This window comes from Parageobacillus sp. NEAU-HV-2, from assembly GCF_059115485.1.
This window is the reverse complement of record NZ_JBXUJJ010000006.1, coordinates 1-16,572: the sequence shown is the minus strand read 5'-3', so window position 1 is coordinate 16,572 and position 16,572 is coordinate 1. Positions and strand designations below refer to the sequence as shown.

Sequence of the window (16,572 nt, the reverse complement as noted above, 5' to 3'; positions counted from 1 at the left end):
ATTATTCCACTACTTCCGCACCTAATGTATGTTTGAAATGCTCGAGCGCCCATTCATGCCCGACCGGATTGAAGCTGGCGACCGCATTTTTATGTACAACGATGTGAAAACCTTTATTGTACGCATCGACCGCAGTATGAAGCACGCAAATGTCCGTACAGCAGCCGACTAAATGCACTTCGGTAATGCCGCGCTCTCTTAGCTTTATTTCTAAATCCGTACCGGCAAATGCGCTATATCTCGTTTTATCCATCCAATACACATTGTCTTTGTGCTTGTTCGCCTGATAAACCGCTTCCAATTCCCCATATAATTTCCGCCCGTCCGTTCCTTCGATATTATGCGGCGGAAACAGCTTCGTTTCCGGATGATAAGTATCCCCCGCTTTATGTATATCGATCGCAAATACGACAAAATCGCCATTTTCGATAAACTCTTTCGTAATCCGCACCAGCTCCGATTCGATTTGCTGGCCGGGCTTTCCGCAAGTAAGTGCGCCGTGGTCGGCGATGAAATCAATCGTATAATCAATGTTAATCAATGCTTTTTTCATACTCAATTCCCCCCCCAATATTCGAATTTAACACTTATTATAATATTGTTAAAAGAAAAAATAAAAAAATTTAATAGCGCGCGTAGAGGTCGACGTTCACTCTTGAAAACCTGTCGTTGTTCTTTCTAAATAACAAAGGGACTACAAAAAATATGCTGGACATTATTTATTAAATATTCTCCTTAATCCAACCCAAATGCATCATGAGTAGATATACGCAAACTGTACGATCTTCCATATCGTCGAATCGCTCCGCCAGATTACGCGTCTCCACGGACACCCTATTATTTCATTTTCTGTTGCTGAGTTATGAAATAAGAAACTTACTTCTAAACTGCCGCCTTTTCACCAATCCATTTGACCGCTTGCTGCTCGCGTCTTTCTTTGCCACTTGCGATGCCTTGTCACGATTACAAAAAAACACCCCCGCTTTCCGTTGTTGGAAAGCGGGGAGTTGTCATGCCTGTCCATTTTCTGCGGCTTTGGCCGCTTTTAGTTGCGTGCGCAAAATCAATGATTGAATAATCGAGAAGCAGCCGCCGACAACCCAATAAAGCGACAGGGCGGACGGAACGGAGCTTGCCCCGATAAAAATCATGACTGGCATGATATACGACATCATCGCCATTTGCGGCATTTGTTCTTCCGCCATTGACGGTGACAAGCGCAGCGAGATGAAAGTCGTCAGGCTGGCCAAAATTGGCAAAATGAAGTACGGATCACGATGGCCGAGCTGCACCCATAAAAACGAGTGCATCTTAATTTCTTGCGTGCGCGAAATCGCGTAATAAAGCGACATAAAAATCGGCATTTGAATCAGCACCGGCAGGCAGCCGCTCGCAGGATGGACGCCGTGCTTTTGATACAATTGCATCATTTCCTGCTGGAGCTTGCGCTGTGTTTCGATGTCAGTGCCTTTATATTTCTCTTGGAGCTTTTTCAGTTCCGGGCGAAGCTTTTGCATCGCAATCGTCGTTTTAAACTGCTTTAAGATGAGCGGCAGCAGGCAAAAACGGACGATTAACGTTAATACGATGATGGCAATCCCGTAGTTATTTCCAAACAGATGCCCAATCGTTAAAAGCAATTTCGACATTGGATAGACAAAATAATGATCCCAAATTCCTTGACTATGTTCATTAATCGGCGCGTTGCGATTGCAGCCGCTTAGTAAAACAACCGTTCCTAGTAATGCAAAAATCCACTTTCTCATAAGAGACCTCCTTGTTGTTTTTTAGGCAATCAGGCAAGAAATAAGCGAGGTCTCCTTCCTTCTTCATCAGTTTGATGTGAACGTTCGTGCACAGGAATCTTTCGCCTTTTCCTAATGAAAACGCGGCAGAGCGGGGCCATCGTGCCTGCCACATATCTTTCGTCTTTTTTTCCCGCTACACGCGAGAGCGTAACGTCATATAAAAAGGCTTTCGTTTTTCGATATTCGCCGATATAGCATTTCACGACGACAAGCAGTGCGCCCACAAGCGACACATATGCCAGCAAATCAAAGGGAGCTTCCATTCTCCCACCTCTTTTCTATTCAAGAAAAACTTTTCCTTACATAACATAGCAAACTTAGCGAAAAAAGAAAAGAAAAAGATTCGCACGCCGCTATTTTTCCGCCGATGGCCGTAATAGCGGCACCAACACCGGTTCTTCGTTAGCCAGTTCGGCAAAATCTCCTGTTTCATCTTTATCAAGAACATGCGCTAGTTCGCGCTTCGCTTCCTCCATTCGCCCGAGCTTGGCTAAATAGCACGCCCGTTGATAACGAGCGGATAAGTCTTCTTGGGCAAATTGAAGCCATTTGTCGATAACGGAAAGCGCTTTTTCCGTCTGCCCCGCTTCGTCATACGCACGCGCCAATTCTTGACTCATCTCTACATCATATGGATGATGGAAAAGCCCGTTTGCAAGTACGGCAATCGCTTCATCATAGCGCTGTTTTGCCATATACATCGTTCCTAACGTCAAAATACTGCGATGTAAGAGCGGCTCTATTTCGATAATGGAACGAAGCAAATTTTCTGCTTCCTCTTCCCGTCCATCGTCAAGGAGCAGGAACGCCTTTAGCTCCAGCATAGTTAGGTCGTTCGGCTGTTCTTCGAGCAGCCGCTCGATCCACTCGCCTGCTTCTTTTTGCCGCTTGCTGTTTTCGGAGTGAATGAGAAGCATAACAAGTTCACGGGCGACATCGCCATTCCACTCATATGTTAACGCCTTGCGCAGCGTCTTGATCGCGTCATCCGTCAATTCTGACGCTTCGTAAAACCCAGCGAGGCGCTCATACGCTTCTATATTGCTTCGGTCCAAACGAATCGCCGTTTCATATAAATCCAAAACAGCGGAAGCAAAAATAACCTGTTTCGTCCACGCTTTCGTTTTTGTCCACAGTCGTTTGGGGAGAAATCCTTCCCCCCCGATTCGCTGCATGTTCATCATATACGAGGAAAGAGCGGAAGCGGCATACATACATACTACACTTTTTTTGCTGTTTTCCAGTTTCCATCGGCGCAGCCGCTCACGCAGTTTTCCTATTCCTCTCATTGTATACGAAAATGCTTGAATATACGTTTCATACAAGGCTTCATTGCGGACATCCTGCTCAATCAATCGTTCAAGGATGGCGATCGCTTCGCGTAACTTCCCTTCCTTGACAAGCACTTTCGCATAATGGTGGAGCACTTCCGGATGATCAGGATGGAGGCGAAGCGCGTGTTCGACCGCCTCTTTTTCTTTGGCACCGTCCCCCATTGCTCCATATACGTAGCCAAGGCTGTTATAATACCAAATATCGCCTGCTTGCGTCCGCACCGCTTCGATCGTGTCTACTAATGTGGCGGGATCGTCAAACAGCCACACCGCATTTTCGACATGAACTTGAAGCGGGTCGCACTCGAACGCTTTTTGCAAATGGAACCGCTGCTTATCAATGTTTTCTTCCATTTCGTAAAGAACCGCTAAGCGAAGGTGAGCCACCGCAAACGTATCATCAACTTCGAGACACGCTTCATAATACCGTTTTGCCTCGTTCCAGCGCTCGAACGCCCGATACGTTTCGGCCAAGCGATAGAGCGGGAACGTGCTTTTTCGCACCTTGCTCGCCCGTTCGTATAAATCGATCGCTTTCGAAAACATGCCGCTTTGCTCATAAAGTACGCCGAGATAACAAAGCGCGTTTACATCGGTTGGACGCTCGTTGATGAGTTGCCCGAGAAAAGCAATTCCTCGGTCGACAAGGAAATGGTCGGTTAATTGTTCAATATAAAACTCGTACGCTTCTGCCACATCAAATTGCGCAAGGCGCAATCCTTCTTCAAGAAAGGCAAGCGCGATGCCTTTTTCTTCTGCTTCTATAGCTAGCTTATTGGCCAGGAGCATTTTTCCGGCATTTAATAGATATTCGCTGTTTTGAGCAAATAATGGCTTCTTATCCAACAGATACTGTTTTGCTTCATCGCGCTGCCCCCGTTGCATCATCACGTATGCAAGGCCGAGATGGGCAAAGACATCTTTTTCCTCTTGCTCGAGCGCTTTTTGGTAATGCGCTTCCGCCTTTTCCGCTTCGTCTCGTTCCATATACCAGTCGCCAAGACGAACGTGTAATGCAGGGGAGCTTCCGGCCTTTGCCGCTCCTTCTAGCAAAACAGCTTCAGCTTTTTGCCAATCCCCTAACTCATTTTCATATAAATCCGCTAACGCCAAATACGGATACGGCTCTTTGCCATCAAGCGCTTTAGCGACAAGAAAGCCGCGTTCCGCTTTACGGATCTTTCCTAGCCTTTCATCGCAACGCGCCCGTTCATACCATAGATGGGCATCGCGTTGATGGCGGCGCAGCAATTCGTCAAAAAAGGCGCGCGCCTCCTGAAATTGTTTGGCATGAAATAACATGATGCCATGGTTCGTGCCAATAAACGGATCGTCAGGGTGTATCGTTAAAGCGATTTGCGACAGTTCCAGCCCTTTCTTTTCCTTTCCGCCGTACGTGGTGCTAAGGGCCATATAGCTCCAGACGTCGGGCTGGTCGGGATCGAGCTGGAGCGAAGCCCGGAAATGGCGGCTTGCTTCTTCGTACCGGCTTTCGTAAAACGCGATCCGTCCCTGTAAATAGTGATAGAGCGGACTGTGGTTTTTTCTTTTCACCCGCGCCAACACCGCTTCGGCCCGTTCGATTTCTTTCACATACACATACGCTTTCGCCGCCGCAAGCAGCAAATCATTAATATCACCGTATTTAGCAAGTACCCGCTCGGTATAGTCGAGAAGCAGTTCTTTCGCTTCTTCCGTGCTAAAATGTTTGACGACATACAGCCATGTGTATGGAATGTGTTCGTGCTTGCGCAAAAACGCGAGAAACGGCGCCATATACGCTTGTTCATCTTCATCCATTTTTTCGGCGAAGGCATGAAGTTGACGGAAATATTGATCTTCCGCTTCCGGCAGCGACACGGCAATCGCTTCTTTTTCCCGGGGAATCGCAGCAATCGACAAATAATGTGTTCCTGCATACCATTTTTCGACTTCGTCATAAGCAACGACAAATGGCTCGAGCATGTTTGGGTCTTGCACGTAAAACGCCCCGAGGCGCTCATCATAGCCGAACAATACTTGCACATGGGACGATTGTTCGTAATCGACGCTTAACAGCACGGGAATTCCAGCATCGAGCAGCCGTTTCCACCGCTCCGCTGAACCGATGAAAAAGCGGCATAAAAAGCCAAGCGTTTCCAAATAATGTACCGTCGTCGACAATTTTGAACCGCGCACATCGAAAATATGCTCGGCCACTTCATCTTGTGTGCGTTCCTTACCTAACAGCCGCAGCATCATTTCCAAACTTGCGGGCACACAATAATTATGCTTTTGTACAACAGGCACAAGCGGCAAGATCACTTGCGGCAGAGAAGCTCGTTCGCTTGCACGCGCGTATGGCGTAGATACCAATGATTTCTCTCTTTGAACAAGCGCCGCTAGTTCATCGAACTTGCCAAGCTTGTAATAGATTTGCGCACGCACATGGGCAAAATAGCGGCGGTGAACATGAAACGGAGTGAGACGGTCGACCTCGTCCATCGCTTCGAGCGCTGCCTTGTACTCATGCAAATCGCGCAACCGGCGCGCTTTTTCGGCATATAGTGCCGGTACTTGCGGAAACCGTTTGATGCCGCATTCAACGATTTCCAGTGCTTTCCGCTGACAGCCGTTTAGCGCGTACAAGTCGGCCAAAAGCAAATGGCACATATCGCCGCGCTCCGGCTCATCCAATCCTTTCCGTAATATTTCTTCCGCTCTATTGCGATCGTCGGTTTCCATATAAAAGTATCCCCATTTATCGTACATCGGAATAGTTTCATATCGTTCTACCACGTTCATCCACTGCCGTGCTTCTTCGATCCGGCGCATTTCTAAAAGAGCGCGCACAAGTGTAAAAGCAGCACGCGCGATATGTTCCGGTTTTTCCTTTCCGTTCGCGATCGCTTCTTCCAAGCGCGGCCGCAGCGCTTCCTCGACATCCAACGGCCGTCGTTCTTCAATCCACTCATCACATACCCACGTCAGCGTCTGCAGCGTCGAAAAGCGGCGGTGGGCGTAGCGCGCCAACAGCGCGCTATGGCGGTACATTAACGCATAATCAAACAAGCGGATCAGATGATGAAACGAGTCCGCTGATTGCCATGCCCGCAGCGGCATCCTCCAGCAAAATGGACGCCCGTTTGCTTCCTGAATCATCGGCTTTATTTCCTCTAATGCTTCGATAATGCGTTTTTCTTTTATATAGGTTGCGATTCGTTCTATATTCATGTACGAAGCTCCTTTTCTTTCTTCCATTTCATACTATAACTGTACAAGCCTGCCCAACAGATGATGCCAACTTTTCGTGATATTTTTAGTGTAAAATGAATCGCAGAGAAGTGCTATAAGTTTTTAGAAATAACAGATGGGAAATGAATCCTATCTTTCTAACAAAAAAGATTTGCCGCGGATGATGGCGGGCAAATCCTTTTTGTGAAAAAACTATTTGTTCGCATGCGCGGCAAAAAAGCGCAACGATAAATCGATAATCGTTTGCTGGTCATAGTCCAGCGTCGCGACATGGTAGCTGTTTTTCAAGGATACAAGCTCTTTTTCCGCCGAGCTGATTTTCTCCAAAATAAGCCGTGAGTTATCGGGCGGAACGACATGGTCTTCTTCCGACACAAAAATGAGCGCCGGACACGTAATGCGGTGAAGGTTGTTTCTTACTTTCTCCATCAGTTTAACAATTTGTTGGAGTGAAGCGGTTGGTGTTTTTTCATACGCCAGCTCTTTCACTTCCGGGTTTTTGATATCCGAGCCGATCGCGTCTAAGTAGCGCGGTAGCTCAGCACGATGAGCGGCACCGTCAGCCATGACCGGAATGTCGATCGCCGCATTAATCGGAACGATACCTTGAATGTCAGGATAGGTCTCGGCCATATACAAGGTGAGCGTCCCGCCCATCGACAATCCCGTCACAAAAATAGTGTCACACCGCTCTTTCAGCCATTGATACCCCTCTTCAACGGAATCAATCCAATCTTCGTATGTCGTCTGTTCCATATCTTCATAATGCGTTCCATGTCCTTTCAGACGCGGGCCGCAAACGGTATAGCCCGCCTTGGCGTACGCTTCGCCTAACGGACGCATGCTTTGCGTCGTGCCGGTGAAACCGTGGGAAACCAAAATGCCCACCCGGCTTCCTTCAAAATAAAACGGCTCCGCCCCTGGCAGTACAGGATACTTCTCTTTCATCGCCTCTCCCCCGCTTTAGAAAATGCACTTCCTTTTATCTTTTATTTCGCTGCAGACAGACTTTTTCCTTTTTTCTCATCGAAATAAAGCAAGCGAACGCCACCATTCGGAAAATAGCTGTTCTTTTGCGCCGATATAGACAAGCAAGGCAAACGCCACGTAAAAAAGCGCTTTTTCGACGAGATTGCCTGTGCGATAGATAGGAATTTTCAATCGCTTTGCGGTGAACGGCCAAAAGAGAGGCACGCCTTGGACAGAGAAAAAGTCTTCGAGAATATGAAACAAATAGCCGAGCACAAAGCCAGCCGCAAATAACGAAGACGATTCCCAAGAAATGACGAGAGCAATAACCCCCCATACAACAAGCGAATGGGTCATACCGCGATGGCCAAATGCTTCTTTTACTTTATTGGACATCCCCATTGAGCGTCGCCCGACGTATGACTTCGGTTCATCAATGTCGGGGAGCAAACTGCCGATGACGACTCCCGCCGTATAGCTTGCTGTAAAGGAAAGCGATGTGTACGCGGCGGCCGCCGCCCCAAGGCATAATGACGTAACAATATGGCTATGGTATCGCATTTATCCTCCTCATTATGTAAAACTTTTTCTCTATTATAACACAAGAAAGGAATGTTTGTTCGTTTTTTCGTCACCGTTTGACAAATTTGTGACAATCGCGTCAACTGTGACAAAGTTAACATCCCTTTATTTCCATTATGGCTATAGTAAAATTACAAACATTGATAAGGAGTGAACAAAATGAAACGAAAACGATCACCGTTATGGAACCGTTTCAAATATATGAAACCGATCGAACGGTATGCGAATGAGCATAGCGAAGCAAACTACGGCGACCGCGCTTGGGAAAATGCGTACCGCCGCCGCTGGCAGCACGATAAAGTCGTTCGTTCAACCCACGGTGTCAACTGCACAGGTTCATGCAGTTGGAACATCTACGTAAAAGATGGCATCGTTACCTGGGAAGGACAACAGCTCGATTATCCATCAACCGGGCCGGATATGCCGGATTTTGAACCGCGCGGCTGTCCTCGCGGCGCGAGCTTCTCTTGGTACATTTACAGCCCGCTGCGCGTCAAATACCCATATGTGCGCGGCGTGTTAATCGACATGTGGCGAGAAGCGCTGCAAACACACAAAAATCCGCTCGATGCATGGAAAAGCATCGTTGAAAATCCCGAAAAGGCAAAACGTTATAAACAGGTGCGCGGAAAAGGGGGATTTGTCCGCGTCAGCTGGGATGAAGCGTTAACGCTTGTCGCTGCTTCCTTATTATATACTGTCATCAAATACGGCCCGGACCGCAATGTCGGTTTTTCGCCGATCCCAGCGATGTCGATGGTCAGCTATGCCTCTGGGGCTCGCTTTATGCAGCTCATGGGCGGGCCGATGCTTAGCTTTTACGATTGGTATGCAGACCTGCCGCCAGCATCGCCGCAAGTTTGGGGAGACCAAACCGACGTTCCCGAATCGAGCGACTGGTATAACTCCGGCTACATCATTACATGGGGCTCGAACGTACCGCTTACTCGAACGCCGGACGCTCACTTTTTAGCGGAAGTCCGTTACCGCGGCACGAAAGTCGTTTCCGTCAGCCCGGATTACGCCGAATCGACGAAATTTGCCGACGACTGGCTCAGCGTAAAACCAGGAACAGACGGCGCACTCGCGATGGCGATGGGACATGTCATTTTAAAAGAATATTATGTCGATCGGCAAGTTCCTTACTTCCAGCAATATGCGAAAACGTACACCGATTTTCCGTTCGTCGTCACCTTGAAAAAAGATGGCGACAAATGGATAGCCGGCCGCTTCTTGCAGGCAAAAGACCTCGGCCGCAGCGTCACCAACTCCGAATGGAAGCCGGTCGTTTACGATGAAAACAAAAAAACGTTTGCGATTCCGCATGGAACAATCGGTTCGCGCTGGGACGATCAAGGAAAATGGAATTTACATATGGTGGATGAAGAAACGGAACAGCCGATTGAACCTTGTCTATCGTTTTTAGGGAGCGAAGACGAGCTCGTTACGATTCATATTCCGTACTTTACTAATGAAGGAAGGGAAACGATTGAACGCGTCGTCCCGGCAAAAAAAATACAAACCGAAAATGGCGAAACGTATGTGACGACCGTCTATGATCTTGTCCTTGCCAATTACGGCGTTGACCGCGGTATTGGTGGAAACGTCGCCCGTACGTACGATGATCTTGTTCCATTCACGCCGGCATGGCAAGAAGCGATTACAGGCGTGAAACGGGAGCTTGCCATTAAAATCGCGCGCGAGTTTGCGCAAAACGCGATTGATACTAATGGCCGCTCGATGATTATTGTCGGCGCTGGCATTAACCACTGGTTCCACTCCGATACGATTTACCGCGCCGTCTTAAACCTCGTCTTATTTGTCGGCGCACAAGGCGTCAACGGCGGCGGCTGGGCGCACTACGTCGGACAAGAAAAACTGCGGCCGGCGGAAGGATGGCAAACGATCGCAACGGCACGCGATTGGACGATGCCGCCGAAATTGCAAAACGGCACATCGTTCTTCTATTTTGCGACCGATCAATGGCGATATGAAGAAATGCCGGTCGATGAACTTGTATCACCGCTTGTGAAAAAAGCGCGCTATTCCCATTACGCAGATTATAACGTTCTCGCCGCCCGGCTTGGCTGGCTTCCGTCTTACCCGACGTTTAACAAGAACGGCATTGACCTTTACAAAGAAGCTATCGCCAATGGAGCAACGACTCCGGAACAAATCGGAAATTACGTGGCCGAACAGCTCAAAACAAGGCAATTGCAATTTGCGATCGAAGACCCGGACAATGAAGTAAACTTTCCAAGAAACTTAATCGTTTGGCGCGCGAACTTAATTTCCAGCTCGGGCAAAGGCCATGAATATTTCTTAAAACATTTGCTCGGCACGACGCACGGTTTGTTAAACGATGATGAGGACAGCCTGCGGCCGCAAGAAATTACATGGCGCGACGAGGCGCCGGAAGGAAAGCTCGACTTATTAGTGAACCTTGATTTTCGCATGGCGGGAACAGCGCTTTATTCCGATATTGTTCTTCCGGCGGCGACATGGTACGAAAAACACGATTTAAGCAGTACGGATATGCACCCGTTCGTGCATCCGTTCAATCCAGCGATTTCTGCACCATGGGAAGCACGCTCGGATTGGGACATTTTTAAATCGTTAGCGAAAGCCGTCTCCGATGTCGCCAAACAAATCGGCATGAAGCCGGTCAAAGAGGTCGTCGCCACCCCGCTCTTGCACGATACAGCACAAGAACTGGCGCAGCCGTTTGGCCAAGTGAAAGACTGGAGCAAAGGCGAGTGCGAACCGATTCCGGGAAAAACGATGCCGAACATTCATGTCGTCGAGCGCGATTATACGCTTATTTACGACAAAATGATTTCCCTTGGACCGAACGCAGCCAAACAGCCAATGGGCATAAAAGGCATCGCTTGGTCAGCCAAAGACGAATACGAAAAATTGAAAAAGACGTTAGGAACGATCAAACGTGCTTCGATCGCCGCCGGCTGCCCGGACATCAGCGATGCGAAAAAAGCAGCGGAAGCCATTCTCACATTATCATCGACAACGAACGGAAAAGTGGCGGTGAAAGCATGGAAAGCGCTCGAGAAAAAGACGAAATTGCAGCTCGCCGATTTAGCGAGAGAACGCGAGGAAGAATGCTTTACGTTCGAACAAATTACGGCGCAGCCGAAAACAGTGATCACCTCGCCGGCGTTCAGCGGTTCGGAAAAAGGCGGCCGGCGCTACTCGCCGTTTACGACAAACGTCGAGCGATTCATTCCGTGGCGTACGCTCACCGGGCGGCAGTCATTCTACTTGGATCACGAATTAATGCACGAATTTGGCGAAACGATGGCTACCTTTAAGCCGATATTGCAGCACCGCCCGTTCTCGAGAAAACGGCCGGAAGCAAAAGGAAAAGAAATCATTTTGAACTATTTAACGCCGCATAACAAATGGTCGATTCACAGCATGTATTTCGATTCGTTGCCAATGCTCACCCTTTTCCGCGGCGGCCCGACCGTCTGGATCAACAAAGAGGATGCCGCAGAAGCCGGTATACGCGATAACGATTGGATTGAATGCTTCAACCGCAACGGCGTCGTCGTTGCCCGCGCCGTTGTTTCCCACCGCCTGTCGCGCGGAATGGCGTTTATGCATCACGCACAAGACCGCCACATTAACGTGCCAGGCACGAAGCTGACGAACAATCGCGGCGGCACACACAACAGCCCGACGCGCATTCATGTGAAACCGACGCATATGATCGGCGGGTATGCGCAATTAAGCTACGGCTTTAACTATTACGGCCCAACGGGAAATCAACGCGACTTGTACGTCATTATCCGCAAATTAGAGGAGGTCGATTGGCTTGAAGATTAAAGCGCAAGTCGGCATGGTGATGAACTTGGATAAATGTATCGGCTGCCATACGTGCAGCGTCACTTGTAAAAACACATGGACAAACCGTCCTGGAGCGGAGTACATGTACTTCAATAACGTCGAGACAAAACCGGGAATCGGTTATCCGAAACAATGGGAAGACCAAGACAAATATAAAGGTGGCTGGGAGCTCAAAAACGGCGAGCTCCAGCTCAAATCCGGCTCGAAAGTAACCCGTCTGCTTAACTTGTTTTACAACCCGTACCAGCCAACGATCGATGATTATTACGAACCGTGGAATTACGATTATGAAACATTGATCAACAGCCCGCAAAAACGCCATCAGCCGGTTGCTCGCCCGAAATCGGCCATTACCGGCGAATTCATGGAACTGTCATGGGGTCCAAACTGGGAGGACGACCTTGCCGGCGCCCATATTACCGGGTTGAGAGATCCAAACGTTGTCAAAATGGAGCAGTCGATTCAAGCGGAGTTCGAAAACGTCTTTATGATGTATTTGCCGCGCATTTGCGAGCATTGCATCAATCCATCGTGCGTCTCGAGCTGCCCGTCAGGAGCGATGTATAAACGCGACGAGGACGGCATCGTCCTCGTCGATCAAAACGCCTGCCGCGCCTGGCGCCATTGCGTAACGAGCTGTCCATATAAAAAAGTATATTTCAACTGGCAAACAAATAAAGCAGAAAAATGCACGCTCTGCTTCCCACGCATTGAGGCAGGCATGCCGACGATCTGCGCGGAAACGTGTGTCGGCCGCATCCGTTACATCGGTGTCATGCTTTACGATGCCGACAAAGTGAAGGAAGCGGCGAGCGTAGAAGGCGAAAAAGAGCTGTACCATGCCCAGCTTGGCATTTTCCTCAACCCGCACGATCCGGAAGTGATCGTAAAAGCAAAAAAAGAAGGCATTCCAGACGAATGGATCGAAGCAGCGCAGCGTTCGCCGATTTATAAAATGATTGTCGATTGGAAAATCGCGCTTCCGCTTCATCCGGAATACCGGACATTGCCAATGGTATGGTACATTCCGCCATTAAGCCCGATTATGAACATGTTTGAAGGAAAAGGAAGCAAAGCGAATGCGGAAGACATTTTCCTGGCGATTGACGAAATGCGCATCCCGATCGAATATTTGGCGAACTTACTGACAGCCGGCGACGAAACACATATCCGCATTACGTTGAAAAAAATGGCGGCGATGCGCTCATATATGCGCGCAAAACAAACGAACAAACAGCCGGATGTCCGCATTATTGAAGAACTCGGGCTAAGCGAGCAAGATATCGAAGACATGTATCGTCTGCTCGCCATCGCAAAATACAATGACCGCTTTGTCATTCCTGCCTCCCACCGTGAAGAAGTCGCGGAACTATACGCCGAACAAGGAAGCTGCGGGTTGGCGTTTGCCGGCGGTCCTGGCGCCTGCGGCACACTTTCTTAATGGAGGTGAGGAAACATGAATAAAGAACAAATGCAAACGGTGTTTTTATGCGCGTCCCATCTATTGTCCTATCCCGATGAAGAATGGGCGGACTCTCTCGCTGATTGCCTCGAGGCAATCAGCGTCGTCCCAAACGACGCCATCGTCGAAAAAATGAGCGCTTTTATTCACGACATCCAATCGATGCCTGCCCGCAAACGGATGGAACAATATGTCGAAGCATTTGATTTCGGCAAAAAAACGAATTTATATGTGACCTACATGAATACAGGCGAACAGCGCGAACGCGGTCTCGAGCTATTGCAGCTGAAACAGCGCTATAAAGCGGCTGGATTTGATATGACTGAGCAGGAACTCCCGGATTATTTGCCGCTCATGCTTGAGTTCGCCGCTTATGCCGAACAGGAGCACGTCGTGCCGCTCTTTGCCGCATACGCCGATAACATCGATGAAATACGGAAACAGCTTGCCGCGGGCAGCAGCCCTTATGCCGCGGTGTTGGACGCAATTTTTCTCGCATTTGCAGAACTCGGCGTGACGCCGACTCCGAAAGGAAGTGTGTAACCGTGTTGGAGCAATTTCTTTGGGTGATTTTCCCTTATATTGTGTTAACGATTTTTATTGGTGGTCATATTTGGCGTTATCAATACGACCAATTCGGCTGGACATCGAAATCGAGCGAAGTATTGGAAAAGAAGCAATTGCGGCTTGGCAGCCTGCTGTTCCATTGGGGAATTTTGTTTGTGTTCGTCGGCCACGTCATGGGCATTTTAATTCCGGAATCGGTGTACGCAACGCTCGGCATAACGGAAGAAACGTACCATCTCATCGCCCTTGCCGGCGGTATTCCGGCAGGATTGGCCGCTCTTATTGGGCTTCTCATTCTGATCCGCCGGCGCGCGACCGTCAAACGGGTGCGGATTACAAGCAGCCGCGGTGACTGGATCGCCCTCTTGTTCTTGGCGATGGTCATCGCAACGGGGCTGTCATCGACGCTGCTGAACGTCGATTCGCATGGTTTCGATTATCGAACAACGATCGGCCCTTGGTTCCGGAGCATCCTTCTATTCCATCCCGATCCATCTTACATGGAAACCGTGCCAGTTTGGTTTCAAATTCATATTTTGGCTGCTCTCGGCATTTTCGCTGTCTGGCCGTTTACGCGGCTCGTGCATGTGTTTAGCCTTCCACTTCGCTACTTGCGCCGAAGCTATGTCGTTTACCGCAAACGCATGCCGAAACAGGCAGAACAGCCATATAACATTCATTGATTGAAACGTGTCCGAATCCCTCTTTTATATAATCTATCTCTCCCACCTCCTCCTTTCTTTCAGGGGTGGGAGATTTTTTTGTGCGTATGTAAAAAATGGGATGCACCTATGAAGGAGACATCCCGTTTTTTCTTATATTTGGTTGATTTTTTCCGCCAATTCTTCTTTTTCTTCGTCGGACAACAGGCGTTCTGCCATCGGAAATAGCACGTTTTCTTCTTTCATAAAGTGTTCTGCTAAAATATGATAAGCGTCGATCACCTCATTGGCGAGCGCCACCGCACTTTCACGGTTAACCGTTTCCGGAAGCTCCGCAGTTTTCGTTAAAAAGGAAGCAAGCCGCTGATTCGCCTGATCATGTTCATACTCCATGACGGCAATCGGGCCGGATGTTCTTCCAATATACTGCGCCATCATTGGAAACAGCACGCCTTCTTCCCGCTCGGAGTGCGGATCGAGTTCATTCACAAATGACTGTACACTTTCCCGCAACGCAAGCAACCGTTCCTTCCAATTTTGCCCTTCCTCGTCGCCGATTGCTTGTGCAAGTTCAAACATACGCTGTTTTAGCTCACGCAACGGTCCATGCTCCTGTTTTAAACGCTCTAAACCTGGGCATAGCTCCACTTCTTCCTGTCCGCCCATATGACAAAACAAATGCATCATCCATCCCTGGTTACTAAAATCTATAAAAATCGACACATCGCGATGGAACCAGGAAACACCGCTTGTCGCTCGGATTCTCACCGAGTTCCATCAGGAAGGGAATCCCCTTGTCATTCACCTGCTGTGAAAGACACCCCGTGGCTCGCTGTTAGCGACGGCACCTGTCGTGCACCATTCCTTCCCTCGGTCAGTACACGACAACGATTTTAGTAACCAGGTCTACACCTCCCTTAGTTGAATTTGATACTGGTTCAGCCAGCAGAATTTATGCAAGATATTCCATAATGACCATTCATGCTCTTGTTTGAAGCTCTCGATTTTGCGTAACATCATGCCGAGATATTGTCGTTGTTTCGTTCCGCTTTTCGATTGCTTGTAGGATTCTTCCATCGACCCTAACACGGCAACCAAATGGCGTTTCACTTTCGTTTTTATGGTGTCCATGAGTTCTTTTGGCAATCGTTCACGATACCCTAATCCTCGTCTGCCAATCACCGAAGCGGCACTTTCATGAACGTATAGCCCATATTTTTTCATATACTTGAAACGACCGATAACACTTGTGTACGCCGGATTCACTTTTTTGATGCGAAACCCAAGCCGCATTCCCCGACGAACGATCGTTTCCGTCAGCTTTTTCTTTTTAAAATTATGGGTGAGGCGATTGAATCGTTTGTCTGTATCGTGCCGCTGCCTCAGTTGAATGTTTTCGATGACGACTGCCCCCACATTCTCTTGAAGCAGCCAGTCATACACATCTCTTACTGTTTCGCCAATGATGTTGTTTCGTTTATTCGCCCGCACATATTCGAGTTCATGGCAGTAAAACACCTTTGATTGAAGAAAATTTCCCTGTTTCGAAACGATGCTTACGGCGATGCGGTCCATATTGATATCAATCCCTGCGATTCGTTCTGCTTGAATCGGTTCATCATAGGCAAGTTCTCTGCCATATACCTCTTCTTCATAGATGAGATGGACATAATATTCCCCGCTTTTGCGTTGGATTTCGACGGTATATGGTTGATATTCGATGATCGACTTTCCTTTTGCATTCACTCCGACTTGTTCTCCCATGACGAGATCGATGATTTCCTCTTCATATTTTTCAGGAACAGACACAGGGAATCGTAAACGGGGAGCGGTTTTACTTTCCTGTTGTCCAAGTGGATTCGCAATTTCTACATAACATTCATCAGTGTGATCGTCATACACGAGGCGAATATTTAAATTTCCTTTTTTGCTTTTATCGCCTCTGGCATACAACTGATTGGAGCGCAAATCTTTCCATTCTTCGTTCGTGATGTTTCCTTTCAAGCGCTTGTAAAAGTTTTGTTTTCCGCCAAAAATCACACGTGGAATCGTTCCTTGGTCGAGATGGTGCTTTAGCTCGGCTTCTTTTG

The 16,572-nt window shown here is 48.4% G+C and carries 12 protein-coding genes; 4 read left to right on the top strand and 8 right to left on the bottom strand.

Features of this window, described 5'->3' with window-relative positions; genetic code table 11:
- Position 1 precedes the first annotated feature (1 nt).
- The 6 genes from AC1WMD_RS11055 to AC1WMD_RS11030 form a co-directional block, all read right to left on the bottom strand.
- The gene (locus tag AC1WMD_RS11055) at positions 2-553 is read right to left on the bottom strand and encodes a cysteine hydrolase family protein (RefSeq protein ID WP_494257232.1); all 552 of its coding nucleotides are present in this window, start codon (positions 551-553) and stop codon (positions 2-4) included.
- Between the two features lie 457 nt (positions 554-1,010).
- On the bottom strand, positions 1,011-1,766 hold the full coding sequence (gene yidC, locus AC1WMD_RS11050) for a membrane protein insertase YidC (RefSeq protein WP_494257230.1): 756 nt from the start codon (positions 1,764-1,766) through the stop codon (positions 1,011-1,013).
- 29 nt (positions 1,767-1,795) lie between these two features.
- On the bottom strand, positions 1,796-2,071 hold the full coding sequence (locus tag AC1WMD_RS11045; RefSeq protein WP_043904530.1) for a hypothetical protein: 276 nt from the start codon (positions 2,069-2,071) through the stop codon (positions 1,796-1,798).
- A gap of 90 nt (positions 2,072-2,161) precedes the next feature.
- Positions 2,162-6,355, bottom strand: a complete 4,194-nt coding sequence (locus tag AC1WMD_RS11040; protein ID WP_494257229.1) for a tetratricopeptide repeat protein — start codon at positions 6,353-6,355, stop codon at positions 2,162-2,164.
- 213 nt (positions 6,356-6,568) lie between these two features.
- A complete protein-coding gene (locus tag AC1WMD_RS11035) occupies positions 6,569-7,324 on the bottom strand; it encodes an alpha/beta hydrolase (protein WP_494257227.1) in 756 nt (251 codons plus the stop codon).
- A gap of 75 nt (positions 7,325-7,399) precedes the next feature.
- Positions 7,400-7,906, bottom strand: a complete 507-nt coding sequence (locus tag AC1WMD_RS11030) for a metal-dependent hydrolase (protein WP_494257226.1) — start codon at positions 7,904-7,906, stop codon at positions 7,400-7,402.
- Between the two features lie 180 nt (positions 7,907-8,086).
- Between AC1WMD_RS11030 and AC1WMD_RS11025 the strand changes: the two genes are divergently transcribed.
- The 4 genes from AC1WMD_RS11025 to narI are packed head-to-tail and all read left to right on the top strand — an operon-like array spanning position 8,087 to position 14,503.
- Positions 8,087-11,770 carry a nitrate reductase subunit alpha gene (locus AC1WMD_RS11025; protein ID WP_494257224.1) on the top strand — a complete coding sequence of 1,228 codons (3,684 nt, stop codon included), beginning with the start codon at positions 8,087-8,089 and terminating at the stop codon, positions 11,768-11,770.
- The gene (gene narH / locus AC1WMD_RS11020) at positions 11,760-13,232 is read left to right on the top strand and encodes a nitrate reductase subunit beta (protein ID WP_494257223.1); all 1,473 of its coding nucleotides are present in this window, start codon (positions 11,760-11,762) and stop codon (positions 13,230-13,232) included. Before AC1WMD_RS11025 ends, narH begins: the two co-directional genes overlap by 11 nt.
- Before the next feature lie 15 nt (positions 13,233-13,247).
- On the top strand, positions 13,248-13,796 hold the full coding sequence (gene narJ / locus AC1WMD_RS11015; protein ID WP_043904524.1) for a nitrate reductase molybdenum cofactor assembly chaperone: 549 nt from the start codon (positions 13,248-13,250) through the stop codon (positions 13,794-13,796).
- A gap of 2 nt (positions 13,797-13,798) precedes the next feature.
- Positions 13,799-14,503, top strand: a complete 705-nt coding sequence (gene narI / locus AC1WMD_RS11010) for a respiratory nitrate reductase subunit gamma (protein WP_494257222.1) — start codon at positions 13,799-13,801, stop codon at positions 14,501-14,503.
- A 132-nt stretch (positions 14,504-14,635) separates the two neighbouring features.
- On the opposite strand, the gene AC1WMD_RS11005 is transcribed toward narI, so the two are convergent.
- Both AC1WMD_RS11005 and AC1WMD_RS11000 read right to left on the bottom strand, forming a co-directional pair.
- Positions 14,636-15,166: a hemerythrin domain-containing protein gene (locus AC1WMD_RS11005; protein ID WP_494257378.1), complete on the bottom strand. Its 531-nt coding sequence runs from the start codon at positions 15,164-15,166 to the stop codon at positions 14,636-14,638.
- Positions 15,167-15,388: 222 nt separating this feature from the next.
- Positions 15,389-16,572: IS200/IS605 family accessory protein TnpB-related protein (locus AC1WMD_RS11000; protein WP_494257221.1), on the bottom strand; the 1,184-nt coding region annotated here is incomplete at its 5' end.

Bases quoted from the DNA above. Each gene is read 5' to 3' on its own strand.
- AC1WMD_RS11035 (WP_494257227.1), bottom strand. From the start codon at position 7,324: ATGAAAGAGAAGTATCCTGTACTGCCAGGGGCGGAGCCGTTTTATTTT.
- AC1WMD_RS11045 (WP_043904530.1), bottom strand. From the start codon at position 2,071: ATGGAAGCTCCCTTTGATTTGCTGGCATATGTGTCGCTTGTGGGCGCA.
- AC1WMD_RS11040 (WP_494257229.1), bottom strand. From the start codon at position 6,355: ATGAATATAGAACGAATCGCAACCTATATAAAAGAAAAACGCATTATC.
- AC1WMD_RS11005 (WP_494257378.1), bottom strand. From the start codon at position 15,166: ATGCATTTGTTTTGTCATATGGGCGGACAGGAAGAAGTGGAGCTATGC.
- narJ (WP_043904524.1), top strand. From the start codon at position 13,248: ATGAATAAAGAACAAATGCAAACGGTGTTTTTATGCGCGTCCCATCTA.
- yidC (WP_494257230.1), bottom strand. From the start codon at position 1,766: ATGAGAAAGTGGATTTTTGCATTACTAGGAACGGTTGTTTTACTAAGC.
- AC1WMD_RS11055 (WP_494257232.1), bottom strand. From the start codon at position 553: ATGAAAAAAGCATTGATTAACATTGATTATACGATTGATTTCATCGCC.
- AC1WMD_RS11030 (WP_494257226.1), bottom strand. From the start codon at position 7,906: ATGCGATACCATAGCCATATTGTTACGTCATTATGCCTTGGGGCGGCG.
- AC1WMD_RS11025 (WP_494257224.1), top strand. From the start codon at position 8,087: ATGAAACGAAAACGATCACCGTTATGGAACCGTTTCAAATATATGAAA.